This window comes from Neorhizobium sp. SOG26 (genome assembly GCF_003491345.1).
GTDB classification, from domain to species: domain Bacteria; phylum Pseudomonadota; class Alphaproteobacteria; order Rhizobiales; family Rhizobiaceae; genus Neorhizobium; species Neorhizobium turbinariae.
Genome location: NZ_CP025512.1, coordinates 1,592,441 through 1,619,053, shown reverse-complemented (window position 1 = coordinate 1,619,053; position 26,613 = coordinate 1,592,441). Strand labels below are relative to the sequence as shown.

The 26,613-nt window shown below is 61.1% G+C and carries 24 protein-coding genes; 18 read left to right on the top strand and 6 right to left on the bottom strand.

Features of this window, described 5'->3' with window-relative positions:
* Window positions 1-150 precede the first annotated feature (150 nt).
* Entirely contained in the window at window positions 151-1,440 is a 1,290-nt protein-coding gene (gene gltA, locus CYG48_RS08120; RefSeq protein ID WP_118849917.1) for a citrate synthase, read from the bottom strand.
* Window positions 1,441-1,726: 286 nt separating this feature from the next.
* Between gltA and CYG48_RS08115 the strand changes: the two genes are divergently transcribed.
* Window positions 1,727-4,234 (top strand): ComEC/Rec2 family competence protein, encoded by a 2,508-nt coding sequence (locus CYG48_RS08115; protein ID WP_245450448.1) that lies wholly within the window; start codon window positions 1,727-1,729, stop codon window positions 4,232-4,234.
* Here CYG48_RS08115 and lexA read toward each other — a convergent pair.
* Window positions 4,215-4,937, bottom strand: coding sequence for a transcriptional repressor LexA (gene lexA, locus CYG48_RS08110; protein WP_118849916.1), 723 nt, complete (start codon window positions 4,935-4,937; stop codon window positions 4,215-4,217). The genes CYG48_RS08115 and lexA overlap by 20 nt on opposite strands.
* Window positions 4,938-5,130: 193 nt before the next feature.
* On the opposite strand from lexA, the gene CYG48_RS08105 reads away from it, so the two are divergent.
* The 11 genes from CYG48_RS08105 (at window position 5,131) to lipA (ending at window position 16,261) form a co-directional block, all read left to right on the top strand.
* A complete protein-coding gene (locus CYG48_RS08105; RefSeq protein WP_118849915.1) occupies window positions 5,131-6,000 on the top strand; it encodes a VOC family protein in 870 nt (289 codons plus the stop codon).
* A 3-nt stretch (window positions 6,001-6,003) separates the two neighbouring features.
* A complete protein-coding gene (kdsA, locus tag CYG48_RS08100; RefSeq protein ID WP_118849914.1) occupies window positions 6,004-6,852 on the top strand; it encodes a 3-deoxy-8-phosphooctulonate synthase in 849 nt (282 codons plus the stop codon).
* A gap of 69 nt (window positions 6,853-6,921) precedes the next feature.
* Window positions 6,922-8,196, top strand: coding sequence for a phosphopyruvate hydratase (gene eno / locus CYG48_RS08095; protein ID WP_118849913.1), 1,275 nt, complete (start codon window positions 6,922-6,924; stop codon window positions 8,194-8,196).
* 172 nt (window positions 8,197-8,368) lie between these two features.
* Complete coding sequence (locus tag CYG48_RS08090; RefSeq protein WP_118849912.1) at window positions 8,369-8,686, top strand: FtsB family cell division protein; 318 nt, start codon at window positions 8,369-8,371, stop codon at window positions 8,684-8,686.
* A 193-nt stretch (window positions 8,687-8,879) separates the two neighbouring features.
* Window positions 8,880-9,938, top strand: a complete 1,059-nt coding sequence (pdhA, locus tag CYG48_RS08085; protein ID WP_118849911.1) for a pyruvate dehydrogenase (acetyl-transferring) E1 component subunit alpha — start codon at window positions 8,880-8,882, stop codon at window positions 9,936-9,938.
* Window positions 9,939-9,955: 17 nt separating this feature from the next.
* Window positions 9,956-11,386, top strand: coding sequence for a pyruvate dehydrogenase complex E1 component subunit beta (locus CYG48_RS08080; protein WP_118849910.1), 1,431 nt, complete (start codon window positions 9,956-9,958; stop codon window positions 11,384-11,386).
* A 15-nt stretch (window positions 11,387-11,401) separates the two neighbouring features.
* A complete protein-coding gene (locus CYG48_RS08075) occupies window positions 11,402-12,778 on the top strand; it encodes a pyruvate dehydrogenase complex dihydrolipoamide acetyltransferase (RefSeq protein WP_118849909.1) in 1,377 nt (458 codons plus the stop codon).
* Window positions 12,779-12,795: 17 nt separating this feature from the next.
* Window positions 12,796-13,434, top strand: coding sequence for an SGNH/GDSL hydrolase family protein (locus CYG48_RS08070; protein ID WP_118849908.1), 639 nt, complete (start codon window positions 12,796-12,798; stop codon window positions 13,432-13,434).
* Between the two features lie 54 nt (window positions 13,435-13,488).
* Entirely contained in the window at window positions 13,489-14,934 is a 1,446-nt protein-coding gene (lpdA, locus tag CYG48_RS08065; RefSeq protein WP_118849907.1) for a dihydrolipoyl dehydrogenase, read from the top strand.
* Window positions 14,935-15,001: 67 nt separating this feature from the next.
* Entirely contained in the window at window positions 15,002-15,247 is a 246-nt protein-coding gene (locus tag CYG48_RS08060; RefSeq protein WP_118849906.1) for a GlsB/YeaQ/YmgE family stress response membrane protein, read from the top strand.
* Window positions 15,248-15,286: 39 nt separating this feature from the next.
* Entirely contained in the window at window positions 15,287-16,261 is a 975-nt protein-coding gene (gene lipA / locus CYG48_RS08055) for a lipoyl synthase (RefSeq protein ID WP_118849905.1), read from the top strand.
* An 18-nt stretch (window positions 16,262-16,279) separates the two neighbouring features.
* Here the strand turns inward: lipA and CYG48_RS08050 are convergent, their stop codons facing one another.
* Both CYG48_RS08050 and CYG48_RS22465 read right to left on the bottom strand, forming a co-directional pair.
* Window positions 16,280-16,465, bottom strand: a complete 186-nt coding sequence (locus tag CYG48_RS08050) for a hypothetical protein (protein WP_118849904.1) — start codon at window positions 16,463-16,465, stop codon at window positions 16,280-16,282.
* Between the two features lie 30 nt (window positions 16,466-16,495).
* A complete protein-coding gene (locus CYG48_RS22465) occupies window positions 16,496-16,660 on the bottom strand; it encodes a hypothetical protein (RefSeq protein ID WP_199925256.1) in 165 nt (54 codons plus the stop codon).
* Between the two features lie 125 nt (window positions 16,661-16,785).
* Between CYG48_RS22465 and CYG48_RS08045 the strand changes: the two genes are divergently transcribed.
* Window positions 16,786-17,241, top strand: a complete 456-nt coding sequence (locus CYG48_RS08045) for a type II toxin-antitoxin system RatA family toxin (protein ID WP_118849903.1) — start codon at window positions 16,786-16,788, stop codon at window positions 17,239-17,241.
* Here CYG48_RS08045 and CYG48_RS08040 read toward each other — a convergent pair.
* Both CYG48_RS08040 and CYG48_RS08035 read right to left on the bottom strand, forming a co-directional pair.
* Window positions 17,238-17,735, bottom strand: a complete 498-nt coding sequence (locus tag CYG48_RS08040) for a CinA family protein (RefSeq protein ID WP_118849902.1) — start codon at window positions 17,733-17,735, stop codon at window positions 17,238-17,240. The two genes, CYG48_RS08045 and CYG48_RS08040, sit on opposite strands and share 4 nt — an antisense overlap.
* Window positions 17,732-18,955: a bifunctional 2-C-methyl-D-erythritol 4-phosphate cytidylyltransferase/2-C-methyl-D-erythritol 2,4-cyclodiphosphate synthase gene (locus CYG48_RS08035; RefSeq protein WP_245450446.1), complete on the bottom strand. Its 1,224-nt coding sequence runs from the start codon at window positions 18,953-18,955 to the stop codon at window positions 17,732-17,734. Before CYG48_RS08035 ends, CYG48_RS08040 begins: the two co-directional genes overlap by 4 nt.
* Window positions 18,956-19,123: 168 nt before the next feature.
* Here CYG48_RS08035 and dusB point away from each other — a divergent pair, with 168 nt between their 5' ends.
* The 5 genes from dusB to ntrX all read left to right on the top strand — a co-directional run bounded on the left by dusB (window position 19,124) and on the right by ntrX (window position 26,601).
* Window positions 19,124-20,143, top strand: a complete 1,020-nt coding sequence (gene dusB / locus CYG48_RS08030) for a tRNA dihydrouridine synthase DusB (RefSeq protein ID WP_118849901.1) — start codon at window positions 19,124-19,126, stop codon at window positions 20,141-20,143.
* Complete coding sequence (locus CYG48_RS08025; protein WP_118849900.1) at window positions 20,140-21,300, top strand: two-component system sensor histidine kinase NtrB; 1,161 nt, start codon at window positions 20,140-20,142, stop codon at window positions 21,298-21,300. Before dusB ends, CYG48_RS08025 begins: the two co-directional genes overlap by 4 nt.
* On the top strand, window positions 21,297-22,748 hold the full coding sequence (gene ntrC, locus CYG48_RS08020) for a nitrogen regulation protein NR(I) (protein ID WP_118849899.1): 1,452 nt from the start codon (window positions 21,297-21,299) through the stop codon (window positions 22,746-22,748). The genes CYG48_RS08025 and ntrC overlap by 4 nt, the downstream gene beginning before the upstream one ends.
* A gap of 213 nt (window positions 22,749-22,961) precedes the next feature.
* A complete protein-coding gene (locus tag CYG48_RS08015) occupies window positions 22,962-25,247 on the top strand; it encodes a sensor histidine kinase NtrY-like (protein WP_118851550.1) in 2,286 nt (761 codons plus the stop codon).
* Window positions 25,237-26,601 carry a nitrogen assimilation response regulator NtrX gene (gene ntrX / locus CYG48_RS08010; RefSeq protein ID WP_118849898.1) on the top strand — a complete coding sequence of 455 codons (1,365 nt, stop codon included), beginning with the start codon at window positions 25,237-25,239 and terminating at the stop codon, window positions 26,599-26,601. Before CYG48_RS08015 ends, ntrX begins: the two co-directional genes overlap by 11 nt.
* Window positions 26,602-26,613 lie beyond the last annotated feature (12 nt).

Sequence of the window (26,613 nt, the reverse complement as noted above, 5' to 3'; positions counted from 1 at the left end):
GGTAACTCAATGATCCGCCCTTAGAGGCGGATCATTCGTTTTCAGGTGCCGACTACGACCCGCGTCGGTTGAAGCATTCTCAAATACGCCAAAAGAAAACCCCGGGGTTGTCGCCAACTCCGGGGTTTTCGTTTCGTGTCAATGAAGCGATTAGCGCTTCGAGATCGGCAGGTAGTCGCGCTGCGGTTCGCCCGTATACAACTGACGCGGACGACCAATCCGCTGCTGCGGATCTTCGATCATTTCCGCCCACTGTGCGATCCAGCCGACGGTGCGAGCCAGCGCGAAGAGAACGGTGAACATGGTGGTGGGGAAGCCCATCGCCTTCAGCGTGATGCCGGAATAGAAGTCGATGTTCGGGTAGAGCTTCTTCTCGATGAAGTACTCGTCCGTCAGCGCGATGCGCTCGAGCTCCATGGCAACCTGCAGGAGCGGGTCATCCTTGTGGCCAAGTTCGCCAAGAACTTCATGCGTGGTCTTCTGCATGATCTTGGCGCGCGGGTCATAGTTCTTGTAGACGCGGTGACCAAAGCCCATCAGGCGGAACGGGTCGTTCTTGTCCTTTGCACGGGCGATGTATTCCGGAATGCGGTCAACGGTGCCGATTTCCTGCAGCATGTTGAGCGCTGCTTCGTTGGCGCCGCCGTGTGCCGGGCCCCAGAGGCAGGCGATGCCGGCCGCGATGCAGGCAAACGGATTTGCACCCGAAGAGCCGGCGAGACGAACGGTCGAGGTCGATGCGTTCTGCTCGTGGTCGGCATGCAGGATGAAGATGCGGTCCATGGCGCGAGCCAGAACCGGGTTCACCACATATTCTTCGCACGGCACCGCAAAGCACATGCGCAGGAAGTTCGACGCGTAGTCGAGATTGTTCTGCGGATACACGAAGGGCTGGCCGATGTGGTACTTGTAGGCCGTTGCCGCGATCGTCGGCATCTTGGCGATCATGCGCAGCGATGCAACCATGCGCTGGTGCGGATCGGTGATGTCCGTCGAGTCATGGTAGAAGGCCGAGAGAGCACCAACGGTGCCAACCATGACGGCCATCGGATGGGCGTCGCGGCGGAAGCCGGTGAAGAAGCGGCTCATCTGCTCGTGCACCATCGTGTGATGGGTCACGCGGTAGTCGAAGTCCTTCTTCTGGGCTGCAGTCGGCAATTCCCCGTAAAGAAGCAGGTAGCAGGTTTCCAGGAAGTCGCCGTGTTCGGCGAGCTGTTCGATCGGATATCCGCGATGTAGCAGGATACCGTTGTCACCATCGATATAGGTGATCTTGGACTCGCAGGAGGCCGTCGACGTAAAGCCTGGGTCATAGGTGAAGGCACCGGTCTGCTTGTAAAGAGAGCCGATGTCGATCACGTCCGGACCAATGGTCCCCGACTTGACCTTCAGGTCGACTTTCTTGTCGCCCAATACCACATTTGCGCTTTGTTCCGTCATTCTGATCCTCCAACCGTTCGGCGGCATGGCGCCTGAAAAGCGCCACAAGAATTAAGCGTCCCGTGCTTTGCTATATGATCCGACCGCCGATGCCAAGGTATACGAAAGGCATTTTGTGCACCGCGAAATCAGCATGCCAAAGAGCAGGTTAACTCATTGAGCAATCTGATGGTGCATCCGGCAATCAGGCGGTGAAAGCAGGTGCTGATTACACCAGTTGACGGCGTAGCGGGAAACGTTAGGGTTGCAGCGATATGCCTTGTGTGGCCGCGGTTGAGGGGTTGCGGTGACGGATGAAACGGCATCTCTTGAAGCGCGCACGCTGAACCTGTCGCTCGTGGAGGGTACGGGGCTCGCCAGACACGACCCGCCGGCAGTCGGTCATCACGGACAATTGCTCAGGACGCTGACGCGTTTGCCTACCGGCAAGCCTGCCGTACCGCTCGCTCGTCTCCAGCAGGCGGCCGGTCGCAAGCTGCGACGGTTGCCTCGCGCCATGACGCTGGCTGTCGAGGAGGAGAGAGCCTTCGGGCATGGCTTCCTGTTCGTCCCGGTTGCTGTGGGCGGCGGCGCGGCCTTCTGGTTCAGCCTTGCGCGCGACCCACCATTTTGGCCTCTCGTGGTAGTTCTCATCGCGAGCTCGTTGGCAGCGATTGCCATGCGCAACCGCGGTGGCATGATGACCCTCTCGCTGACGGCGGTGGCACTGTTCCTTGCGGGCATGATGCTTGCCGAATGGGAAGCATGGCGGCGCAGTACGGTGCTCCTCGACTCGCCCGTCACCACCTTTGTAACCGGGGTCGTGGAGCGCCGTGAGGTCGATGCCTCCGGGCGCTGGCGATACATCGTGAAGGTATCGAAGACGGCGGAGCCGACGGTCGGTCGGCCGCCCGAACAGGTTTCGCTTCTGGCGAGGTCGAAGCATCCGGCATTTCTCCCGGGTGACGTCATCAATGGGCGCGCGCGACTTTCGCCGCCCTCTGGCCCGGCGCTTCCGGGGCTGCATGACTTCGCTTTTACGTCCTACTTCGATGGCATCGGCGCCGTCGGCTTCTTTTATGGTGCGCCGAAAAAGGTCGAGCAGGTCGCGCCCGCCGAAGCCGGATGGAGTTTCGATACGAGGCGCTTCCTGTTTGGCCTGCGTGGCGCGATCGCCGAACGCATCCGCACGGCTGTACCCGGAGATTCCGGTGCGTTCGCCGCCGCCATCGTCACCGACGAACGGCGCGCCATATCCGCCGAAACCGTCGAGGCGTTACGTCTTTCGGGGCTGGCGCATATCGTGGCGATCTCGGGCCTCAACATGGCGCTTGCCGCCGGCATCTTCTTTATCGGCGTGCGCAGCGTGCTCTCCGTATTCACCGGATTTGCCCAGCGTCACGCCATCAAGAAGATCGCAGCCGTCGGCGCTCTCGCCATGGCGACCGCCTACTACCTGATCTCCGGCTTTGGGGTGTCGGCGCAACGAGCCTACATCATGATGGCGGTGATGCTGGTCGCCGCGCTCCTGGACCGGCCGGCCATCAGCATGCGCAATGTTGCGATCTCCGCACTGGTCATCATGGCACTCACGCCGTCCGAGATTCTGGGGCCGAGCTTCCAGATGTCGTTTGCCGCGACGGCGGCGCTGGTTGCCGGTTACGCGCTCTGGAAGCGGCGCCGCGAGGGCAAGGATGGCGAGCACTTTCTGCTGCGTCACCCGCTGGTGACGCCTTTCCTTGCGGGGGTGACCTTCCTCTCCGGCATCTTCGTGACGTCTCTCATCGGCGGGTTGTCCACCTCGATCTATTCCATTGAACACTTTCATCGTCTCGCGACCTATGGTCTCGCGGCCAACCTCGCGGCGATGCCGATCATTTCCTTCGTGGTAATGCCGGCAGGCCTGATCGGCATGCTGCTGATGCCGTTCGGGCTTGAATGGCCCTTCCTGACGGTGATGGGTTATGGTCTTGAAGCGGTCATCGCCGTTGCCAAACATGTTGCCGACTGGGGCGGCGATGTTCCTCTCGGACGGCAGCATCCGTGGTTTCTTGCTGTCGCTACCGCCGGATTGTTGTTGCTCGTGCTCCTGCGCACGCGGCTGCGGCTTCTCGGCCTGCCGCTTCTTATGCTGGCGGTAATCCTTTCCTGGCAGGAACGGGCAAAACCGCTGCCGGATCTTCTGATCTCCGAGGATGGGACGCTCGTGGCGCTAACCCGTGGCCAGCATGTAGCGACGAATCGTGCCCGTCCACCCGACTTTATCTATGGCCAGTGGACGAGAGCGCTGACGCTGCCGCAGCCTTTGAAGCCGGATGTGAAGCCCAGCCTGTTTCCGGGCGGCGACAATAATAAGCCTACTCAACCGTCTCGTGAGCGGCGGGCGCTGACTGAACAGGAAGTGGAGGCGGTCCGCTCTGCGATGCGATCAGCGCCGGAAGGCGGGTTCAGCTGTGTCTCGAAGGCGTGGTGTGCGGCCAAAACCAATGGGAGCGTGACTGTCGCGGTGGTCGAGGATGGACGTTTCGCAGGCGCAGCGTGTGATGCCGCCGACATCGTCATAGCTCCAAGCGCCCGCTTCCACGAGTGTCGCTCCGGCGCGCTGATGATCAGCGGGCAAACGCTTCGAAAGGCAGGGACGCTTGAGATCAACTTCAACCGCGCGAAGCAACGCGATCTTTGGACAGCAAGTGCTGCCATGGTCGGGCTCAGTCGCTCTTGGAACCGGCACCGCCATTACGACTGGCGGAGCAAAAGTTTCAGCGCGGAGCTGCCGGCGCCGCTTCGGGCAATTCTCAGTGGTAGCGGCGAATAAGGCCGACCAGCTTGCCCTGGATCTTGACCCGGTCCGGCGGGAAGATGCGGGTTTCGTACGCCGGGTTGGCGGCCTCCAGCGCGATCGAGCCGCCGCGACGACGGAAGCGCTTCAACGTTGCTTCTTCATCATCAACAAGCGCCACGATAATGTCGCCCGGATTTGCGGTGCTGCCGTTGCGGATCACCACCGTATCGCCATCGAGAATGCCAGCCTCGATCATCGAGTCGCCCTTGACCTCGAGCGCATAGTGCTCGCCCGCGCCAAGCATCTCGGCTGGTACGGTGATATCGTGGGTGTTGTTCTGGATCGCCGAGATCGGCACGCCGGCTGCGATACGTCCCATGACGGGGACAGTCGCCGAATTGGAATTGTCGGCCGCGGCGGGTGCAGGTTTGGCGGACGCGGTAGACGCTGGCGATTTGCCAAGGCTGCCTTCGATCACGCTTGGGGAGAAACCGCGGCGGGGCTGCATGCTGGGGGAGTAGGCCTCAGGGAGCTTGATGACTTCCAAGGCCCGGGCGCGGTTTGGAAGCCGGCGAATGAAGCCCCGTTCCTCAAGCGCTGTGATCAACCGGTGGATGCCAGACTTCGACGCAAGATCAAGCGCGTCCTTCATCTCGTCGAAAGATGGCGGTACGCCTGACTCCTTCATTCGTTCGTGAATGAAAAGCAGCAATTCCTGTTGTTTGCGCGTCAGCATGTCAGCACCCCAAGAGTCGGAAACAAATCCAGAACAGACACTATCTGTTCAGTATGTGTTCCGCAAGTGGCTAAATATCCGTGAAGTCATATGCATTTTTGTTGATCAGGAGCCGGTGATCTGGCCGTGAGAGCACTTGCTGCTGGCGTCGCGGTTGCCAATTTAAGGGGCGGTTCTGGCTCGGGGGTATGACGTGAACGCAAGAGCAATCGATCATCTGGTCCTACCGGTGAAGGATCTGGCAGCGACGCGGGCTCGGCTTGGTGACCTTGGGTTCACGGTTGCACCCGATGCGCTGCACCCGTTTGGCACCGCCAACGCCTGCGTTTTCCTGCGGGATGGGAGCTATCTGGAGCCGCTCGCATTCGCCAATCGTCGTCAGGCCGCAGCGGCTGCGAAGCGTGGCAATGTGTTTACCGCGCGCAATCTTGCCTTCTGTCGCACGAGGCATCGGGAGGGACTTTCAGCCATCGTGCTCGCCACCGATGATGCGGAGGCGGATCATGCCGCTTTCACGGCGCAGGGCATATCCGGCGGCGAGATGCTGGAGTTCGCCCGGCCGATGAAGCTACCGGATGGCACGGAATCGGAGGCACGCTTCCGACTCGCCTTTGCGGCCGATTCGCAGTCACCCGATTTCTTTCTGTTCTCCTGCCAAAGATTGAACCCACTGCCTTCGGGGCGGGAGGAACTGCTGAGCCATGCGAACGCGGTGATCGGCATCAGTGAGATCATCCTGGGTGCATCTCAGCCCGATGCTGCCGTGCCGCTGCTGGCGCAGGTGTTCGAGCATGAGCAGGATGAGTTGGGCGCCGGTTTCGTGGCAGCGAACGGCGTTCGGACACGGGTGATGTCCGACGATGACCTGGGGCTGCATTTCCTTCTTCCGCCTCAAGCCGGCGGGGAAGGGCTGCAGGGCTGCGCCGTGATCTTCAAGACTGCCGATCTTGCCGTGACAGAGATTACCCTTGCTGCTAATGACGTCGCATTCATCCGCCGAGAGGGCCGGGTGCTTGTTTCGGCAGCGCCCGGTCAGGGCGTTCTGTTCGGATTTGAGGAATAGATCATGGAAGTTGCGGCCAATTCTCGTGTGCTCGTTGGCGAAGGCGCGGGCCAGGTTGTCTTCGCACAGGATGCAAGGCTCTCGCTGATCGCCGGCCCCTGCCAGATGGAAACACGCGAGCACGCCTTCGACATTGCCGGCACGCTGAAGGAGCTTTGCGGCGAGCTTGGCATCGGGCTGGTCTACAAGTCGTCCTTCGACAAGGCGAACCGCACCTCCATCTCCGGCAAGCGCGGCATCGGGCTTGAGCCTGCCATGGAGATCTTCGAAGATCTCAAGAAGGAGTTCGGATTTCCGGTTCTGACGGACATCCACACCGAAGAGCAGTGCGGCCTCGTCGCTAAGACCGTCGACATCTTGCAGATTCCCGCGTTTCTCAGCCGCCAGACGGACCTTTTGGTCGCGGCGGCAAAGACGGGCCGCGTCATCAACGTCAAGAAGGGGCAGTTCCTCGCGCCTTGGGACATGAAGAACGTGCTTGCGAAGTTCACGCAAAGCGGCAATCCGAATGTACTGCTCTGCGAACGCGGTGCCTCCTTCGGTTACAACACGCTTGTGTCCGACATGCGCTCCTTGCCGATCATGGCCTCGCTTGGTGCGCCGGTGGTGTTCGATGCGACCCATTCGGTGCAGCAGCCAGGCGGCCAGGGTGGCTCGTCCGGCGGCCAGCGTGAGTTTGTCGAAACGCTGGCGCGGGCAGCCGTTGCCGTGGGCGTTGCCGGCGTATTCATTGAAACGCATGAAGATCCAGACAATGCGCCATCCGACGGCCCGAACATGGTGCACCTGAGAGATATGCGCCGCCTTCTCGAAAAACTGCTCGCCTTCGACGCGATTGCCAAGGCCAATTGAGCACGGTCTCGTGTCACCGACGCGAGACAAACTTCTACGACATTCAAAAGTCCAACCAAGGAGAGACCCTTGACCGCCATCACCGATATCATTGCCCGCGAAATCCTCGACAGCCGCGGCAATCCCACCGTGGAAGTGGACGTCTATCTTGAAGACGGCTCGATGGGCCGTGCAGCCGTTCCGTCTGGCGCCTCGACCGGCGCACATGAGGCGGTGGAACTGCGCGACGGTGGCAAGCGCTACAACGGCAAGGGTGTCGAGAAGGCTGTCGAAGCGGTCAATACCGAGATCTTCGATGCGATCGGCGGTTTCGATGCCGAAAGCCAGATCCACATCGACAAGACGATGATCGCGCTCGACGGCACGCCGAACAAGTCACGTCTCGGCGCCAATGCCATCCTCGGCGTCTCGCTCGCCGTTGCCAAGGCTGCGGCCGAGTCGTCCGGCCTTCCGCTCTATCGTTATGTTGGTGGTGCCAGCGCGCATCTCCTGCCGGTGCCGATGATGAACATCATCAATGGCGGCGCGCATGCTGACAACCCGATCGACTTCCAGGAATTCATGATCATGCCGGTCGGCGCCGACACGCTGAAGGATGCCGTCCGCATGGGCGCGGAAATATTCCACGTGTTGAAGAAGGAGCTTGCTGCCCAGGGTCACAACACCAATGTCGGCGACGAAGGTGGCTTTGCGCCGGGCCTGAAGAGCGCGCCAGAGGCGCTCGATTTCATCATGCGCTCGGTCGAGAAGGCTGGCTACAAGCCGGGAGACGACGTGTTCCTGGCGCTCGATTGCGCCTCCACGGAGTTCTTCAAGAACGGCAAGTACGAGATGGAAGGCGAGGGCCGCAGCCTGGAGCCGGAAGCCATGGCAGACTACCTGGCGGAACTCGCCGGCAAGTACCCGATCATCTCGATCGAAGACGGCATGGCCGAAGACGACTGGGACGGCTGGAAGTACCTGACCGACAAGATCGGCTCGAAGGTACAACTCGTCGGCGACGACCTCTTCGTCACCAACTCGGCTCGCCTGCGCGACGGTATCAAGATGGGCGTCGCCAACTCGATCCTCGTCAAGGTCAACCAGATCGGTTCGCTGTCGGAAACGCTCGATGCGGTCGAGACTGCGCACAAGGCTCGCTACACGGCCGTCATGTCGCACCGCTCCGGCGAAACGGAAGACTCCACGATCGCCGATCTCGCGGTCGCGACCAACTGCGGTCAGATCAAGACCGGTTCGCTGTCGCGCTCCGACCGTCTTGCCAAGTACAACCAGTTGATCCGCATCGAGGAAATGCTGGGCCCGCAGGCTGCTTATGCTGGTCGCAGCATCCTGAAGGGCTGAGGCCTTTTCGGGTCAGCCCGTAGAACGATGTGATGCAATACCAAGCCCGCGCAGGGCGCGGGCTTTTCCATTTGCTTCGATCAACGAATGGTTAAGCAAGTTATGGGAATCTGGATCCTGTCCGGATCGAATCTCCAGATCCGTTGAAGCGTAGCAGGGCATCAAGAACGGCATGTGGACCAAACATCATAAGAAGCGGAAGTTTGGCCGCCTTGTTCTTCCCCTCATCACCGTCGCGTTCCTTTCATATTTCGGCTATCATTCCGTGCATGGTGACCTTGGCCTGATTGCAACGGAGGAGTTCGAACGTCAGCGCGCGGCGCGTGCGGACGAGCTTGCAAAGCTCACGGCCAAGCGTGAAGCCCTTGAGCGGCAGGTGCGGCTGATGAGCGATGGGACGCTCGAAAAGGATATGCTGGACGAGATTGCGCGTTACCAGCTGAACGTCTCTCGGAGCGACGAAATCGTCATCTTCAAAAGCTACTACTGAATTAACCAGAATCTGGTTAACTTCAGTTTTTGGTAATTATGACAGGGCTTTAGCCGGAATGTGTGCCATGCAATTATGGCATTGCTGGGGCCCCACTTCTTGCCTATGTTACGCCTCGAAATGGGATTGGAGTTCCAGCATCCTTAGCGGGTGTGCCAATTTCGCATAACGCAGAACTCAAAGGGAGGGATCGATGGCGCAACCCAATACCGCGTCTGTATCCGGCCGCAAAGCAGCGGCAAAGTCTGCTTCCAAATCCTCCTCCAAGGAATTTACCGGCCAGAATTCGCCGGACTTCACCAAGGAACAGGATCTCCACGCCTACCGCGAGATGCTTCTGATCCGTCGGTTTGAAGAAAAGGCGGGCCAGCTTTACGGCATGGGCTTCATCGGCGGCTTCTGTCACCTTTATATCGGCCAGGAAGCTGTCGTTGTCGGCATGCAGATGGCCCAGAAGGAAGGTGACCAGGTTATCACGGCCTATCGCGACCACGGCCATATGCTGGCAACCGGCATGAACGCCCGTGGCGTCATGGCCGAGTTGACCGGGCGTCGGGGCGGCTATTCCAAGGGGAAGGGCGGCTCCATGCACATGTTCTCCAAGGAAAAGAATTTTTACGGCGGCCACGGAATCGTTGGTGCGCAGGTGTCGCTCGGCACGGGCTTGGCCTTCGCCAACAAGTACCGCGGCAATGACAATGTTGCCGTTGCGTATTTCGGTGATGGTGCTGCCAACCAGGGCCAGGTCTACGAGAGCTTCAACATGGCGGCTCTCTGGAAGCTGCCGATTGTCTACATCGTCGAAAACAACCGTTATGCGATGGGCACCTCGACGTCCCGCGCCACCGCGCAGTCGAACTACTCGCTGCGTGGTTCCGGCTTCGGCATTCCCGGCATCCAGGTCGATGGCATGGATGTTCGCGCCGTGAAGGCTGCGGGCGACGAAGCATTGGCTCACTGCCGCTGTGGCGCTGGCCCGATCATCTTGGAGATGCTCACCTACCGTTACCGCGGTCACTCGATGTCCGACCCGGCCAAGTACCGGTCCAAGGAAGAAGTGCAGAAGATGCGTTCCGAGCAGGACCCGATCGAGCAGGTGCGTCAGCGTCTTCTGGAAAAGTCCTGGGCGAGCGAGGACGAACTGAAGGCGATCGACAAGGACATCCGTGACGTTGTTTCGGATAGCGCCGACTTCGCGCAGGCCGATCCTGAGCCGGATCCGTCCGAGCTCTACACCGATATTCTGCTCTGATCGCGGGAGAGAACTTCATGCCAATCGACATTTTGATGCCCGCGCTTTCTCCGACCATGGAGGAAGGCACGCTGAGCAAGTGGCTCAAGAAAGAGGGCGACAAAGTCACCTCCGGTGATGTTATCGCCGAAATCGAGACCGACAAGGCGACCATGGAAGTGGAAGCCGTGGATGAGGGCGTGATCGGCAAGCTGCTGGTGGAAGCCGGTACCGAGAACGTCAAGGTCAACACCAAGATCGCGATCCTGCTGGCCGAAGGCGAAAGCGCCGACGCGATCTCGGAAGCCAAGCCTGCCCAGGCAGACGCGCCGAAGGCAGATGCCGATACTCCGGCTGCAACCTCTGACGCAGCAGGCGGCAAGGCGCGTCAGTCCGACGAAGAGCCTTCGTCCAAGGCTGACAGCAAGGTCCCGGCCCAGCCGAAGATCGATGTTGCCTCCGACCCGGATATTCCGGAAGGCACGGAGATGGTAACGATCACCGTTCGCGAAGCGCTTCGCGACGCCATGGCTGAGGAAATGCGCCGCGACGAGAGCGTCTTCATCATGGGTGAGGAAGTCGCCGAATATCAGGGCGCCTACAAGATCACTCAGGGCCTGCTGCAGGAATTCGGGGCGCGTCGCGTCGTTGATACGCCGATCACCGAACACGGTTTTGCCGGCGTCGGCGTTGGTGCCGCGATGGCGGGCCTGAAGCCGATCGTCGAGTTCATGACCTTCAACTTCGCCATGCAGGCGATCGACCAGATCATCAACTCCGCTGCCAAGACGCTTTACATGTCCGGCGGCCAGATGGGCGCGCCGATCGTGTTCCGCGGTCCGAACGGTGCGGCCGCTCGCGTTGCGGCCCAGCACAGCCAGGATTACGCTGCCTGGTACAGCCATATTCCGGGCCTCAAGGTCGTGCAGCCTTACACGGCAGCTGACGCCAAGGGCCTGCTGAAGGCCGCGATCCGCGACCCGAACCCGGTCATCTTCCTTGAAAATGAAATCCTCTACGGCCACTCCTTCGAGGTGCCGAAGCTGGATGATTTCGTGCTGCCGATCGGCAAGGCTCGTATCCACAAGGCCGGCAAGGACGCCACCATCGTCTCCTTCGGCATCGGCATGACCTATGCGGTCAAGGCTGTGGCTGAACTGGAGAAGGAAGGCATCGACGTCGAGCTCATCGACCTTCGCACCATCCGTCCGATGGACCTGCCGACAGTGATTGAATCGGTCAAGAAGACCGGTCGCCTCGTCACGGTTGAGGAAGGTTTCCCGCAGTCGTCCGTTGGCACCGAAATCGCGACGCGCGTCATGCAGCAGGCCTTCGATTATCTCGATGCGCCGATCCTCACGATCGCCGGCAAGGACGTGCCGATGCCTTACGCTGCGAACCTCGAAAAGCTCGCGCTGCCGAATGTCGGTGAAGTCGTCCAGGCGGTGAAGACCGTCTGCTACAAGTAACGGGGAGGGCGTTCGATGCCGATCAACATTACCATGCCGGCCCTGTCTCCCACCATGGAAGAGGGCAACCTCGCCAAGTGGCTTGTGAAGGAAGGCGACCAGGTCAAGTCCGGCGATGTCATCGCCGAGATCGAGACCGACAAGGCGACCATGGAAGTGGAAGCCGTCGATGAGGGTACCGTGGCGAAGATCGTCGTGCCGGCCGGTACGGAAGCGGTGAAGGTAAATGCCTTGATCGCCATCCTTGCTGCCGAAGGCGAAGATGTCGCGGCAGCCGCCTCTTCCGGTGGTGGTGCGCCTGCGCAGGCAGAGGCATCGAAGGCCGAGCCTGCAAAGGCGGAGGCCGCACCGGCTCCGAAGGCTGCTGAGCCCGCGCAGCAGGCCTCGACGCCTGTCGCGGATGCCAAGCCTGCTCCGTCGACCCCTGCGCCGGTTGCCGATGGCAAGCGCGTGTTCTCTTCGCCGCTTGCACGCCGTCTCGCCAAGGAAGCCGGCATCGACCTGTCGTCCGTTGCAGGCTCCGGTCCGCATGGTCGCGTCGTCAAGGCGGATATCGAGAAGGCAGTCGCCTCCGGTGGCACGAAGTCTGCTGCTGCGTCAGCCGAAGCAGGCGCCGCGGCACCTGCTGCACCGGCCAAGGGCCAGTCGGATGATGCCGTGCTGAAGCTCTTCGAACAGGGTTCCTACGAACTTCTGCCGCATGACGGTATGCGCAAGACGATCGCCTCGCGCCTTACCGAGTCGAGTCAGACGGTTCCGTCCTACTTCGTTTCCATGGATTGCGAAATCGACACGCTGTTGAAGCTGCGTGGCGAGATCAACGCGTCGGCTCCCGTGAAAAAGACCGAGAAGGGCGAGGTTCCGGCCTTCAAGCTTTCGGTCAACGACTTCATCATCAAGGCGATGGCGCTTGCGCTGCGTGACGTTCCGATGGCGAACGCCTCCTGGACGTCGACTGCACGGGTCATGCACAAGCATGCCGATGTCGGCGTGGCAGTTGCCATCGCCGACGGGCTGATCACGCCCATCGTCCGCAAGGCCGAAACGAAGACGCTGTCTGCGATCTCCAATGAGGTCAAGGACCTTGCCAAGCGTGCGCGTGACAAGAAGCTGAAGCCGGAAGAGTATCAGGGCGGTACGACATCCGTGTCGAACCTTGGCATGTTCGGCGTGTCGAACTTCACCTCGATCATCAACCTGCCGCAGGCCTCGATCGTTTCGATCGGTGCAGGCGTGGAGAAGCCGGTTGTTCGCAACGGCAAGATCGAGGTCGGAACTGTCATGACGGCCACCTTCGCCTTCGACCACCGCGTTATTGATGGTGCGCTCGGCGCGGAACTGGCTTCTGCCTTCAAGCGCTACATCGAAAATCCGATGGCGATGCTCGTCTAAATACGGAGGGCCGGCTTGTGAAAACCGTTCTCTGCTTCGGCGACTCGCTGACCTGGGGCTACAATCCGGATGGCCCCGGTCGCCATGCCTATGAGGATCGCTGGCCAAGCGTGCTTGGCGCGGCCCTCGGCAGCGAGGTCACGGTGATCGCCGAAGGCCTGAACGGTCGCACCACCGGCTATGACGACCATCTGGCCGATTGCGATCGCAACGGCGTGAGGACGATGCCGACGGTTCTTCACACCCACATGCCGCTCGACCTCGTCATCATCATGCTGGGGTCGAACGACATGAAGCCGGTCATTGCCGGTACCGCGCACGCGGCGCGTTCCGGCATGCAACGGCTTGTCGGGCTGATACGGCATCACGAATACTCCTTCGACTATGATGCGCCCGACGTGCTGATCGTCTCGCCTCCGCCGCTTTGCGAGACGGCAGATCCTGTGTTCTCCGCCATGTTCCGTGGCGGCGTGGAAGAGTCAGCGATGCTGGCTTCGCTCTACCGGGACCTGGCGGACGACATGGGCTGCGGTTTCTTTGATGCCGGATCGGTCGCAAAGACCACGCCGATCGATGGCGTGCATCTGACGGCAGACAATACGCGAGCCATCGGGCGCGGCCTCGAGCCGATCGTCCGGATGATGCTCGGACTTTAATAGTTGAGAGGCGAGCCGCGACGACGGCTGGCTCCCAGAGAAAAGGCGCAAGCTATGGCTCAATCCTACGACTTGATCGTTATCGGTGCCGGTCCGGGCGGCTATATTGCCGCAATCCGTGCAGCCCAGCTCGGCATGAAGGTCGCTGTCGTCGAGCGTGAGCACCTGGCCGGCATCTGCTCCAACTGGGGCTGCATCCCGACCAAGGCGCTGCTTCGGTCCGCCGATGTGATGCACACGGCCAGCCATGCCAAGGACTACGGCCTGACGCTCGAAGGTTCGATCAAGCCGGACATCAAGGCGATCGTTACACGCTCGCGCGGTATTGCGGCGCGCATGAACAACGGCGTCGGCTTCCTGTTCAAGAAGAACAAGATCGACATCATCTGGGGCGAGGCGAAGATCACCAAGCCCGGCGAGATCGTTGTCGGCAAGATCTCGAAGCCGATCGTCCAGCCGCAGGGCCCCGTGCCGAAGAACACGCTCGGTGAGGGCACCTACACCGCCAAGCATATCATCGTCGCAACCGGCGCTCGTCCACGTGCGCTTCCCGGGATCGAACCGGATGGCAAGCTGATCTGGACCTATTTCGAGGCGATGAAGCCGGAAGAAATGCCGAAGTCGTTGCTCGTCATGGGCTCCGGCGCGATCGGCATCGAGTTTGCCAGCTTCTATCGCACCATGGGCGTCGATGTGACCGTGGTGGAAATCATGAGCCAGGTCATGCCTGTGGAAGATGCCGAGATTTCGGCCTTCGCCAAGAAGCAGTTTGACCGGCAGGGCATCAAGATCCACTTGGAAACCAAGGTGACCAAGGTGGAGAAGGGCGCCAATTCCGTGACTGCCACCATCGAGAAGAAAGATGGCACGACCGAAAAGATCACCGCCGACCGGATGATCTCGGCCGTCGGTGTCCAGGCCAATATCGAAGGCATCGGGCTCGAGGCCGTCGGCGTCAAGACCGATCGCGGCTTCATCGTCATCGATGGTTATGGCAAGACGAGCGTGGACGGCATCTACGCCATCGGCGACGTTGCCGGCCCGCCGCTGCTCGCCCACAAGGCCGAGCATGAGGCGGTCATCTGCGTCGAAAAGATCGCCGACGTCCCGAACGTCCACCCAATGGACAAGCTGAAGATCCCGGGCTGCACTTATTGCAACCCGCAGGTCGCTTCGGTGGGCCTAACCGAAGCCAAGGCCAAAGAACAGGGTCGCGAGATCCGCGTCGGCCGCTTCTCCTTTGCCGCCAACGGTAAGGCCGTAGCGCTTGGCGAGGACCAGGGCATGGTGAAGACGATCTTCGACAAGAAGACCGGCGAACTCCTCGGTGCGCATATGGTCGGTGCTGAAGTCACCGAACTCATCCAGGGCTTCGTCGTCGCCATGAACCTTGAGACGACGGAAGAAGACCTGATGCACACGATCTTCCCGCACCCGACGATTTCGGAGTCGATGAAGGAGAGCGTTCTCGACGCCTATGGCAAGGTCCTGAACGCCTGATCCTCGACAGTTTGCAGATGGGCAGGCGACTGCCCATATCTCTCGGACAAGCGGAAGGACGACACGCATGGAAGTGGGCTGGTTTGCGGCAATCATCATCGGCGGTTTGGCGGGATGGCTCGCCGGCAAGCTGATGGACATCCGCTTCGGCATCTTCATGAACATCGTGATCGGCATCGTGGGTGCCGTTATTGCCAATGCCATCTTCGAAAGCGCCGACATCCATGTCGCCAGCGGATGGCTGGGTTACCTCGTGCAGGGTTTCGTCGGCTCCTGCATTTTGTTATTTGTTGCCAAGCTCGTCAGGCGTTGACGAAGGAACCGCAGGCATGCGGTTGAAAGCAGGTTTTCGATGGTCACTATTCTCGACAGGACTGCTCTGAGTGATGAGAAGCGTGTCCGCCATCCGGAGAAGGCACACCGCCCCGACACGGAAGTGATGCGCAAGCCGGAGTGGATTCGCGTCAAGGCACCCGTCTCCAAGGGCTACATGGAAACTCGGTCGATCGTGAAGGAGCACAAGCTCGTCACGGTCTGCGAGGAAGCCGGCTGCCCAAATATCGGCGAGTGCTGGGACAAGAAGCACGCCACCTTCATGATCATGGGCGAGATTTGCACCCGCGCCTGCGCATTCTGCAATGTCTCGACCGGTCGCCCGAATGCACTCGATCTCGATGAGCCGGAAAATGTCGCCAAGGCCGTCAAGCAGATGGGCCTCGAGCACGTCGTCATCACCTCCGTCGACCGCGACGACCTGGAAGATGGGGGCGCCGAGCACTTCGAAAAGGTGATCTGGGCAATCCGCGCCGCCTCGCCAAACACGACGATCGAGATCCTCACGCCTGACTTCCTGAAGAAGCCGGGTGCACTGGAGCGCGTCGTGGCCGCCAAGCCGGACGTCTTCAACCACAACATGGAAACGGTCGCGGGCAACTACCTGACCGTTCGCCCGGGCGCCCGTTATTTCCACTCCATTCGCCTGCTGCAGCGGGTGAAGGAACTCGACCCCACCATGTTCACCAAGTCCGGCATCATGGTAGGCCTCGGCGAAGAGCGGAACGAAGTGCTGCAACTGATGGACGACCTGCGCACGGCGGACGTCGACTTCCTGACGATCGGCCAGTACCTGCAGCCGACCCGCAAGCACCACAAGGTCGAGAAGTTCGTGACGCCCGAGGAGTTCAAGTCCTACGAGACCGTGGCTTACTCCAAAGGCTTCCTGATGGTGTCCTCGAGCCCGCTCACCCGTTCGTCGCACCATGCGGGCGACGATTTCGCGCGCCTTCGCGCAGCCCGCGAGCAGAAGCTGATGGTCGCCGCTGAATAAGCGGCGATCCTTCTCTCTTTATTCCGCAGCTTCGTCCTTCTGGCGTTTTGCCTGCCCGCGCCGGCGCTCACGCAGCGTATAACGGTGGCCGCGAGCCTCTCCCTTTGCCATTTCGATCAGGTATGCGAGCATGGGTAGCTGGTTCATGTCAGCAAGCTGCTTGGCGGATTCCAGCAACTTGATCATCTGGGCGAAATCATCCATCTGCACGTCTTTCCGCTAGGAGGGAGGCGGTCACTCGGCCCAGAACCCGTCGTCCAGCAAGCCCGGCGCGCCGCACCCATCCTCATCGTTACAGTCCCGGAACACCATGACGTATTCTACCTGCGGTGCGGGAAGGCGCCGCAGCATGGTCTTCGACAACCCGTATAATATTGTCTGGCTGCGAAGGAAATCCATGTCCGATCGTCCGGCGTTCCATGCCTAGAATTTCGTAGGCAGAGGTCCGAGCGCTCACGTGGATATTCTGTCGCGGCTCCGCTCAACAGCTTGATATTGTGTGGAAGCGGGCTTAACTCACGGGCATGCCAAAGTTTGAGATCCGCCGCCCCGTGAAGCACAGTGCAGAGAAGATGTATGCGCTGGTTGCCGATATTGAACGCTACCCGCAATTCCTGCCGCTGTGCGACGCCCTTTCGGTCCGCTCACGCAAGGAGCGGGACGGCAAGACGCTTTTGCTGGCGGACATGACGGTTGGTTACAAGGCGATCCGCGAGACGTTCACGACCCAGGTGCTGCTCAATCCGGCGGAACAGGCGATCGACGTCAAATATATCGAGGGGCCGTTCAAGTATCTCGACAACCGGTGGCGGTTCGAGCCGGCGGCGGATGGGTCGTCAGACGCATGCGTCGTGCATTTTTATATCGATTATGAGTTCAAGAGCATGATTCTTGGTGCGCTCATGGGATCGATGTTTGATCGCGCTTTTCGGATGTTTGCCGAAGCATTCGAGGCGAGAGCCGACAAGATCTACGCTTAGACTGCAGCTTCCACCAGCATGTCCAGTGCCGTCTCAACGGTCGCGAGACGCACTTTGTCGCGGCCAATATCGCCGTAGCGCATCTCGCGATGCAGGATGGTTCCTGAGCGGTTTTTGGCAGCCAGGTGCACGAGGCCGACCGGCTTTCCTGCCGAACCGCCACCAGGCCCGGCAACACCCGTGACAGCGACGGCGACCGTCGCACGCGAGCGGAAGAGCGCGCCGTGGACCATCTGCAGCGCCGTCTCCTTTGACACCGCGCCATGAGCCTCAAGCGTGGCGGGGCTGACGCCGAGCATGTCGGCCTTGGCTTCATTGGTATAGGTGACGAAACCGCGATCAACGACGGCAGAGGAGCCCGGAACCTCGGTTAGTACGCCGGCAATCAGCCCGCCGGTGCAGGATTCAGCGGTGGCAGCCATCATGCCGCGGCTGGAGAAGTCGGCGATGATCTGTTCGGCCTTGCGGATGATCTCCGGCGGAAAGATGCTCATTCGATACTCCCCCGGTAAACGACGGTTGCGGTGGCAATGGCGGCGATGCCCTCATTGCGACCCACAAAGCCCATCTTTTCGTTAGTGGTTGCTTTTACCGAACAGCGGTCGATCGTGATGTCCAGGGTATCGGCGAGATTCTTGCGCATCTGGTCGCGGTGCGGCGCGATCTTGGGTGCTTCGGCGATGAGCGAGACATCGGCGTTGGTGATGACGCCGCCGCGGTCGCGAACGAGCTTTGCCGCATGCTCAAGGAAGATGGTCGAGGCCGCGCCTCGCCACCGCATGTCCGTTGGCGGGAAGTGGTCGCCGATGTCGCCGGCGCCGCAGGTCGCAAGCAGGGCGTCAGTCAGCGCGTGGAGTGCCACGTCGGCATCCGAATGGCCGCTGAGCTTCAGATGGTGTGGAATGAAGACGCCGCAGAGCGTGACACCGTCACCCGGCTCCAGTTGGTGCACATCATAGCCGTTGCCGGTGCGCACGTCCGGAACGACAAATCGCGAGAGTTTTTCATCGGCCATGGCCATGTCACGCTTTACTGTCAGTTTGATGTTGTCGACGGACCCTTCCGCCAGAGTAACAGGAAGCCCTGCCCATTCGGCGATGGATGCATCGTCGGTGAAATCATGGCGGCCGCTTGCGGCGGCTTTCGCGTGAACGTCAAGGATATCGGAAAACCGGAAGCTCTGCGGCGTCTGCGCCGCATACAGCCCGGCTCGCGAGACCGTCTCCTGTACCAGACCATCATTTCCGCCGCGCTTTAGGGTGTCGGTGACGGGAATGACAGGAAGCACCGCGGGGGCACCGCGGTCCAGCACCGTCGCGACCCGGTCGAGAACACTATGATCGATGAAGGGACGCGCGGCGTCATGGATCATCACGTGCGTTGCGCTCGTTCCCGACAGTGCCTGCAGCCCTGCCAAGACTGACTGCTGGCGCGTCGCGCCGCCGAAGGTGACAATGATCCGCTGCGGATCGTGCAGCCCGGCCGTTGCATCATCATAAAGTGATCGATCGTCCGGGTGGATCACGACGACGATTGGCCCGCTGCGGGGCCAGGTCACGAACTGCTGCAGGGTGTGCGCCAGCACGGGCTTGCCACCAATCGGGCGGTACTGTTTCGGCCCTTCCTCGGCGGATCCGGCACGTTCGCCACGCCCGGCCGCAACAATGACGATCCCGATGAGCATGTGGTCATTCGTCATGGCTTTGTTTGTCATGGCGTTGTCGCCCATGCGCCGCACCTGTTTCTCGATACTGGAGGATTGACAGGCGCAGAACTATAGAATGAAAGGCGGGTAATCCAGCCAGCAAGCTAAATATTGCGCATCTCCTGATTTGCTCTTGGCAAATGCAGTTGAGGTGAATAAAAATAGTGCAGTAGCATCATGTGCCCGAAAGATCATCATTTGCCGCTTCAGGATCTCTCCACGCCTTTTCGGACCGGGTCTGTCGACATCAGGAACCGTGTTGTCCTGGCGCCCATGTCGGGGGTCACCGACCTGCCGTTCAGGCAGATCGCCTGGCGGTTCGGCGCCGGCCTGGTGGTGACGGAGATGGTCGCCAGCCGTGAACTGGTGATGAACCGCGGTGAATCCTGGGCGCGGCTGAAGAGCACCGGCATCAACCCCCATATGGTTCAGCTGGCTGGCCGTGAAGCCCACTGGATGGGCGAGGCTGCCAAAATCTCGGCCGACAACGGCGCCGACATCATCGACATCAACATGGGCTGTCCCGCCAAGAAGGTGACCGGCGGTTATTCGGGCTCCGCCCTGATGCGGGACCCAGACCACGCGCTTACGCTGATCGAGGCAACGGTCAAGGCCGTTTCGGTGCCGGTCACGCTGAAGATGCGGCTCGGCTGGGATGAGAACTCGATCAACGCGCCGGAGATCGCCAAGCGTGCTGAAGACGCCGGCGTTCAGTTGATTACCATCCATGGCCGCACCCGGATGCAGTTCTATGAGGGCAGGGCGGACTGGGACGCCATTCGTGCTGTGCGTGAGGTCATATCAGTTCCCCTGATTGCCAACGGGGACGTCGAGACGCCCGAGGATGCGGCGGAGATCGTCCGTCGCTCCGGCGCCGACGCCGTCATGCTTGGCCGCGGCGCGCAGGGCCGGCCATGGCATGTCGGCCAACTTGCAGGCGAGCGGGGTCCGGCTACCAACGAGATCCCGGACCTCGTTTGCGAGCACTACGAGGCGATGCTGGAGCTTTACGGCCGCGAGCCGGGGCTGCGGCATGCCCGCAAGCATCTTGGCTGGTATCTTGACCGCTATGCGCCGTCACTTGCCATGGAGGAAAAGGCAGCGATCATGATCTCGAAGGACCCGCAGGACGTCATGTCTCGAATGAGGTTGGCCTTTGCCGGTGAGGATGGCGAGAAGCAAAGGAAGGCTGCATGAGCAAGGCCGAAGGAGCCAACGGAGCTTTGGGTGCCGCGGTCGGCAATACGCTTGCCATGGCGGTTCTGAACTCCGTCCAGAATCCTGTGATCCTGGTCGATTCGGCCGGCAAGGTTGCCTTCGCCAATTGGGAAGCGGAGTCCTTCTTCGGCGCGAGCGCAACCTATCTCGCCAAAAACGAGATCTCCACCTTCATTCCCTTCGGCAGCCCGCTTCTCGCACTGATCGACCAGGTGCGTGAGCGCAAGGCGCCGGTCAATGAATACCGGGTCGATCTATCGTCTCCCCGTCTTGGCCAGGACAAGCTCGTTGACCTTTATGTCGCGCCGGTGGTGAGCGAACCTGGCTCGGTTGTCGTGGTCTTCCAGGAACGCTCCATGGCAGACAAGATCGACCGGCAGTTGACGCATCGTGCGGCAGCCCGTTCTGTCACCGGTCTTGCCTCCATGCTGGCGCATGAGATCAAGAACCCGCTTTCCGGCATTCGCGGTGCCGCCCAGCTTCTCGAAACGTCGGTGCCAGACGAGGACCGCGCCCTGACCCGTCTCATTTGCGATGAAACGGACCGTATCGTCTCGCTGGTCGACCGTATGGAAGTGTTCTCCGACGAGCGCCCGGTGCAGCGAACGCCGCTCAATATCCATTCGGTGCTCGATCATGTGAAGGCGGTTGCGAAGGCAGGCTTCGGTCGCAACATCAAGATCTCGGAGATGTACGACCCGTCACTGCCGCCGGTTTTTGCCAACCGCGACCAGTTGGTTCAGGTCTTCCTGAACCTGGTGAAGAATGCAGCGGAAGCAGTGGGCGACCAGCCGGATGCGGAGATCATGCTGACGACGGCCTATCGTCCGGGGATCAAGCTCTCGGTCTCCGGTACACGCGAGAAAATTTCGCTGCCGCTCGAATTCTGCGTCATCGACAACGGTCCGGGCGTGCCGGCGGATCTGCTGCCGCATCTCTTTGATCCCTTCATCACCACCAAGACGAACGGTTCCGGTCTCGGGCTTGCGCTGGTTGCCAAGATCATCGGCGCCCACGGTGGCATCGTCGAATGCGACAGCCAGGCCCGCCGCACGACATTCCGGGTGTTGATGCCCATGCACAAGGAAGAGGCGGCTGACGATCGCGCCTCGCATTCCACAGGAAGCTTGAAATGACTGCCACGATCCTTGTCGCCGATGACGACGCGGCGATCCGCACCGTTCTAAACCAGGCCCTGACGCGTGCCGGATACGAGGTGCGCATCACGTCCAATGCTGCCACGCTCTGGCGCTGGGTTTCGGCGGGCGAGGGCGATCTGGTGGTGACCGACGTCGTGATGCCGGACGAGAACGCCTTTGATCTGCTGCCGCGGATCAAGAAGGCCCGGCCCGAACTCCCGGTGCTCGTCATGAGCGCGCAGAACACCTTCATGACCGCAATCAAGGCATCCGAGAAGGGCGCCTACGACTACCTGCCGAAGCCGTTCGACCTGACTGAACTCATCGCGATCATCGGACGCGCCCTGGCTGAGCCGAAGCGCAAGCCGGCGCGGCTGGATGACGACACACAGGACGGCATGCCGCTTGTCGGTCGTTCTGCTGCCATGCAGGAAATCTACCGCGTCCTGGCGCGCCTGATGCAGACGGACCTGACGCTGATGATTACCGGCGAGTCGGGTACGGGCAAGGAACTGGTCGCTCGTGCGCTGCACGACTACGGCAAGCGCCGCAACGGGCCCTTCGTGGCGATCAACATGGCCGCAATCCCGCGCGACCTGATCGAATCCGAACTCTTCGGCCACGAGAAGGGCGCCTTCACCGGCGCGCAAAGCCGTTCCACCGGTCGCTTCGAGCAGGCCGAGGGCGGTACCCTGTTCCTGGACGAGATCGGCGACATGCCGATGGACGCCCAGACGCGCCTGCTGCGTGTGCTGCAGCAGGGCGAATACACCACCGTTGGTGGTCGCACCCCGATCCGCACCGATGTTCGCATCGTTGCCGCAACCAACAAGGACCTGAAGCACCTCATCAACCAGGGCCTCTTCCGCGAAGACCTCTATTACCGCCTGAACGTCGTGCCGCTGCGCCTGCCGCCGCTGCGCGACCGGGCCGAAGACATCCCGGATCTCGTCCGTCACTTCATGCAGATGGCGGAAAAGGAAGGGCTCGACCACAAGCGGTTCGACAACGAGGCGCTGGACCTGATGAAGGCCTACGCCTGGCCGGGCAACGTGCGCGAACTGGAAAACCTGATCCGCCGTCTGACCGCGCTTTATCCGCAGGATGTCATCACCCGCGAGATCATCGAGGCGGAGCTGCGCTCGGATGTGCCGGACAGCCCGATCGACAAGGTCAGCGCCCGCAGTGGATCGCTCACCATTGCCCAGGCAGTCGAAGAAAACATGCGCAGCTATTTTGCGAGCTTCGGCGACAGCCTGCCGCCGCCAGGTCTTTACGACCGGGTGCTCACCGAGATGGAGTATCCGCTGATCCTCGCCGCACTTACGGCCACGCGCGGCAACCAGATCAAGGCGGCTGATCTCCTGGGTCTCAATCGCAATACTCTGCGCAAGAAGATCCGCGAACTGGGCGTCTCCGTGTACCGCAGTTCACGCACAGCGTGAGCTGAGGAATGTTCCAGCCTTCTTGACAGGACTCGCCGATCGTTGCATTTTCGCCACATTGCGTTGCTTAAAGGCAACGCAGTGCCGGTGGTGGAGTGGCGGTTCGCGACAGTGCTTCAAGTGCACTGACAGATCGCTGAGGTGGCTGTCGTTTTCCCGCCGGGCGGGTTGAAAACGATCTCCCGCGAGGGCTTGGGGATCGGAGTGATTTCGATGATGCAGGGTGTGACAGCGCCGGCGACCGAAGATGACGTGTCGGGCGGCGAGGCAGGCGGGCAGGACCGCCGGGCGTCGTTTGCGCTTCCGGGGCTGCTGCTGGCTGGCGGCGCGCTCATCTGTGCCTCGCTCACGCTTTTTGTTCTGCTTGGCCTGACGCCGATCGCGCCGACGACCAACGTGGTCATTGCGTCCGCGGCGGTGAATTCCCTGTTCATTCTCGGGTTGATGTACCTTATCGGTCGTGAGGTGGCACGGCTGGTGCGAGCCCGCAATCGTGGCCGGGCAGCGGCCCGGCTGCATGTGCGCATCGTCGTGCTGTTCTCGATCGTGGCGATCACCCCGGCAGTGCTGGTCGCGATCTTCGCAAGCCTGACCTTGAATGTCGGGCTTGATCGCTGGTTTTCGCTGCGCACGCAGTCGATCGTCCAGTCGTCGCAGGACGTGGCGCGGGCCTATATGCTGGAGAACGCCAGCTATTTGCAGGGCCAGACGGTTTCGATGTCGAACGACCTCGAACGCAACCGTGCGATGTTCTATCTCGATCGAACCGGCTTCATCGAACTGATGACGCGCCAGGCCCGAGGTCGCGGCATGCTCGGCGCCTTCCTGGTGCGCGAGGACGGCCAGGCGATCGTCCAGGCTGACATCAAGACGGAGAAGCCGCTTCCTGCCATCCCGCAGGATGCGCTGCAATCTGCCGCTGCCGGGCAGCCGACACTGATCCCCCCGGGTGTCACCAACCTTGTTGGTGCCGTCATCAAAATGGATGCGGTGCCCGGCGCCTTCCTTTACACGATCCGCGCCGTCGACCCGAAGGTCATCGCCGCAATGCGGATGATGGAAGAAAACACCGCCGAGTATCAGGCGATGGAGGCGGGCCGGACCTCGCTGCAGATCGCCTTTGCCGTGCTCTACCTCGGCTTTGCACTGATCGTTCTGCTTGCGGCCATCTGGACGGCCATCGCGGTCGCTGACCGCATCGTGCGGCCGATCCGCCTCCTCATCAGCGCGGCGGACAGCGTTGCGACCGGCAATCTCAACGTCGTCGTACCGGTGAGGGCAGCCGATGGCGACGTCGGCAACCTATCGCGCACCTTCAACAAGATGATTTCCGAGATTCGCGGCCAGCGCGACGAAATCCTTGAGGCCAAGGACGAGGTGGATGACCGTCGCCGCTTCATCGAGGCCGTGTTGTCCGGCGTCACTGCGGCCGTCATTGGCGTCGAGGAAGACCGGCGCATCACCATCGTCAATCCGACCGCCGAAGCCTTCCTGGGTGTACCGGCAGAGGAGCTTATCGGCGAGAAGTTGCAGGACGTGGCGCCGGAGATCGAGCAGGTGCTCACCGAAGCGCGGGCCCGTGCCCGCGGCGAGTTCCGCAAGCAGGTGAACCTGATGCGCGGCGGCAAGGAGCGGACGCTTTCGGTGCAGGTCACGCGCGAGGAGCAACGCTCGTCACAAGATTCCTACGTCATCACGCTCGACGACATCACCGATCTGGTGATCGCACAGCGCTCGACGGCCTGGGCGGATGTCGCGCGGCGTATTGCGCATGAAATCAAGAACCCGCTGACGCCGATCCAACTGTCGGCAGAGCGCCTGAAGCGCCGCTATGGCAAGCATATTGCGGAAGACGATCGGGCGGTGTTCGACCAATGCACCGACACGATCGTTCGGCAGGTGGGCGACATCGGGCGCATGGTCGACGAGTTCTCCTCGTTTGCGCGGATGCCGAAGCCTTCCAAGGAAGAGGCTGACCTGCGGGATGTTGTCCGCGACGCCGTCTTCCTGCGCGAAATGGGGACGACCCACGTCGACTTCATCCGTGAACTTGGCGACGAGCCGCTGCGCGGCATGTTCGACGCGCGCATGCTTGGCCAAGCCTTCGGCAATCTCGTCAAGAACGCGGTGGAAGCCATCGAGGCAGTGCCGAGTGATCAAGAGCGGGATGGGCGCAAGGTCAAGGTCCGCTCTTATCTTGACGCGAACCGCGACGCCTACGTTGTCGACATCATCGACAATGGCAGCGGCCTGCCTACGGAGAACCGGCACCGGATTCTGGAGCCCTATATGACGATGCGGGAGAAGGGTACCGGCCTCGGACTGGCGATCGTCAAGAAGATCATCGAAGAACATGGCGGGCAGTTGGAATTGCACGATGCTCCCGCCGATTTCGATCATGGCAAAGGCGCCATGATCAGGGTCGTGCTGCCGCGTCTCAACAAGGCGGCCGTCCCGGGTACGGACGATAATAACAAGGAACTGGCATATGGCGTCTGATATTCTGGTCGTGGATGACGAAGCCGATATTCGCGATATTGTATCCGGCATTCTTTCTGACGAAGGGCATGAAACCCGCACGGCCCACGACAGCGATAGCGCGCTGGCGGCGATTTCCGATCGCGTGCCGCGCCTCGTCTTCCTCGATATCTGGATGCAGGGCTCCAAGCTCGACGGGCTGGCGCTGCTGGATGAGATCAAGAGCCGCCATCCCGAGTTGCCGGTGGTGATGATTTCCGGTCACGGCAATGTCGAGACTGCCGTGTCGGCCATCAAGCGTGGTGCGTTCGATTTCATCGAGAAGCCGTTCAAGGCAGACCGGCTGATCCTGATTGCCGAGCGGGCGCTCGAGAACTCGAAGCTGAAGCGTGAGGTGACCGAACTCAAGAAACGCACCGGCGATGCGGCCGAACTCGTCGGCACGTCGGTTGCCGTCTCCCAGCTTCGACAGACGATCGACAAGGTGTCGCCGACCAACAGCCGCATCATGATCCTCGGGCCATCGGGGTCGGGCAAGGAACTGGTCGCGCGGATGATCCACAAGCGATCGGCCCGTTCGGGCGGGCCCTTCGTGGCGCTCAATGCCGCGACGATCACGCCGGACCGGATGGAAGTGGCCTTGTTCGGCACGGAAGGCGCACCCGGGCAGCCGCGCAAGATCGGCGCGCTGGAAGAAGCGCATCGCGGCATCCTTTACCTCGACGAGGTCGGTGAAATGCCGCGCGAGACGCAGAACAAGATCCTGCGCGTGCTGGTGGACCAGCAGTTCGAGCGCGTGGGTGGATCAAAGCGGGTGAAGGTCGACGTCCGCATCATCTCGTCGACGGCCTATAACCTCGAGAACCTGATCTCCGAAGGCTCGTTCCGCGAAGACCTTTATCACCGCCTTGCGGTGGTTCCGGTGAAGGTTCCAGCACTTGCAGAACGGCGCGAGGATATCCCGTTTCTGGTGGACATGTTCATGCGGCAGATCTCGGAGCAGGCCGGCATTCGCCCGCGCCGCATCGGTGAAGATGCTATGGCGGTCCTCCAGGCTCATGATTGGCCTGGCAACATCCGCCAGTTGCGCAACAATATCGAGCGGCTGATGATTCTCGCCCGCACCGATGGTCCGGATACCCCGATTTCCGCCGACATGCTGCCGACCGATCTTGGCGACATGCTGCCAAAGGTGTCCACCAAGGGCGACTATCACATCATGACGCTGCCCTTGCGCGAGGCACGCGAAATGTTCGAGCGTGACTATCTCATTGCGCAGATCAACCGGTTTGGCGGCAATATCTCCCGCACCGCCGAATTCGTCGGCATGGAGCGGTCGGCGCTGCATCGCAAGCTGAAATCCCTGGGCGTCTGACCGCGAAAGTTT

Coding starts and splice junctions, on each gene's coding strand:
- dusB (WP_118849901.1), top strand. CDS start 19,124: ATGTGCCCGAAAGATCATCATTTGCCGCTTCAGGATCTCTCCACGCCT.
- CYG48_RS08050 (WP_118849904.1), bottom strand. CDS start 16,465: ATGGATGATTTCGCCCAGATGATCAAGTTGCTGGAATCCGCCAAGCAG.
- ntrC (WP_118849899.1), top strand. CDS start 21,297: ATGACTGCCACGATCCTTGTCGCCGATGACGACGCGGCGATCCGCACC.
- pdhA (WP_118849911.1), top strand. CDS start 8,880: ATGGCGCAACCCAATACCGCGTCTGTATCCGGCCGCAAAGCAGCGGCA.
- CYG48_RS08015 (WP_118851550.1), top strand. CDS start 22,962: ATGATGCAGGGTGTGACAGCGCCGGCGACCGAAGATGACGTGTCGGGC.
- gltA (WP_118849917.1), bottom strand. CDS start 1,440: ATGACGGAACAAAGCGCAAATGTGGTATTGGGCGACAAGAAAGTCGAC.
- ntrX (WP_118849898.1), top strand. CDS start 25,237: ATGGCGTCTGATATTCTGGTCGTGGATGACGAAGCCGATATTCGCGAT.
- CYG48_RS08035 (WP_245450446.1), bottom strand. CDS start 18,955: ATGACAAACAAAGCCATGACGAATGACCACATGCTCATCGGGATCGTC.
- lpdA (WP_118849907.1), top strand. CDS start 13,489: ATGGCTCAATCCTACGACTTGATCGTTATCGGTGCCGGTCCGGGCGGC.
- CYG48_RS08025 (WP_118849900.1), top strand. CDS start 20,140: ATGAGCAAGGCCGAAGGAGCCAACGGAGCTTTGGGTGCCGCGGTCGGC.
- CYG48_RS08080 (WP_118849910.1), top strand. CDS start 9,956: ATGCCAATCGACATTTTGATGCCCGCGCTTTCTCCGACCATGGAGGAA.
- CYG48_RS08075 (WP_118849909.1), top strand. CDS start 11,402: ATGCCGATCAACATTACCATGCCGGCCCTGTCTCCCACCATGGAAGAG.
- CYG48_RS08040 (WP_118849902.1), bottom strand. CDS start 17,735: ATGAGCATCTTTCCGCCGGAGATCATCCGCAAGGCCGAACAGATCATC.
- CYG48_RS08045 (WP_118849903.1), top strand. CDS start 16,786: ATGCCAAAGTTTGAGATCCGCCGCCCCGTGAAGCACAGTGCAGAGAAG.
- CYG48_RS08060 (WP_118849906.1), top strand. CDS start 15,002: ATGGAAGTGGGCTGGTTTGCGGCAATCATCATCGGCGGTTTGGCGGGA.
- lipA (WP_118849905.1), top strand. CDS start 15,287: ATGGTCACTATTCTCGACAGGACTGCTCTGAGTGATGAGAAGCGTGTC.
- CYG48_RS22465 (WP_199925256.1), bottom strand. CDS start 16,660: ATGGATTTCCTTCGCAGCCAGACAATATTATACGGGTTGTCGAAGACC.
- CYG48_RS08090 (WP_118849912.1), top strand. CDS start 8,369: ATGTGGACCAAACATCATAAGAAGCGGAAGTTTGGCCGCCTTGTTCTT.
- kdsA (WP_118849914.1), top strand. CDS start 6,004: ATGGAAGTTGCGGCCAATTCTCGTGTGCTCGTTGGCGAAGGCGCGGGC.
- lexA (WP_118849916.1), bottom strand. CDS start 4,937: ATGCTGACGCGCAAACAACAGGAATTGCTGCTTTTCATTCACGAACGA.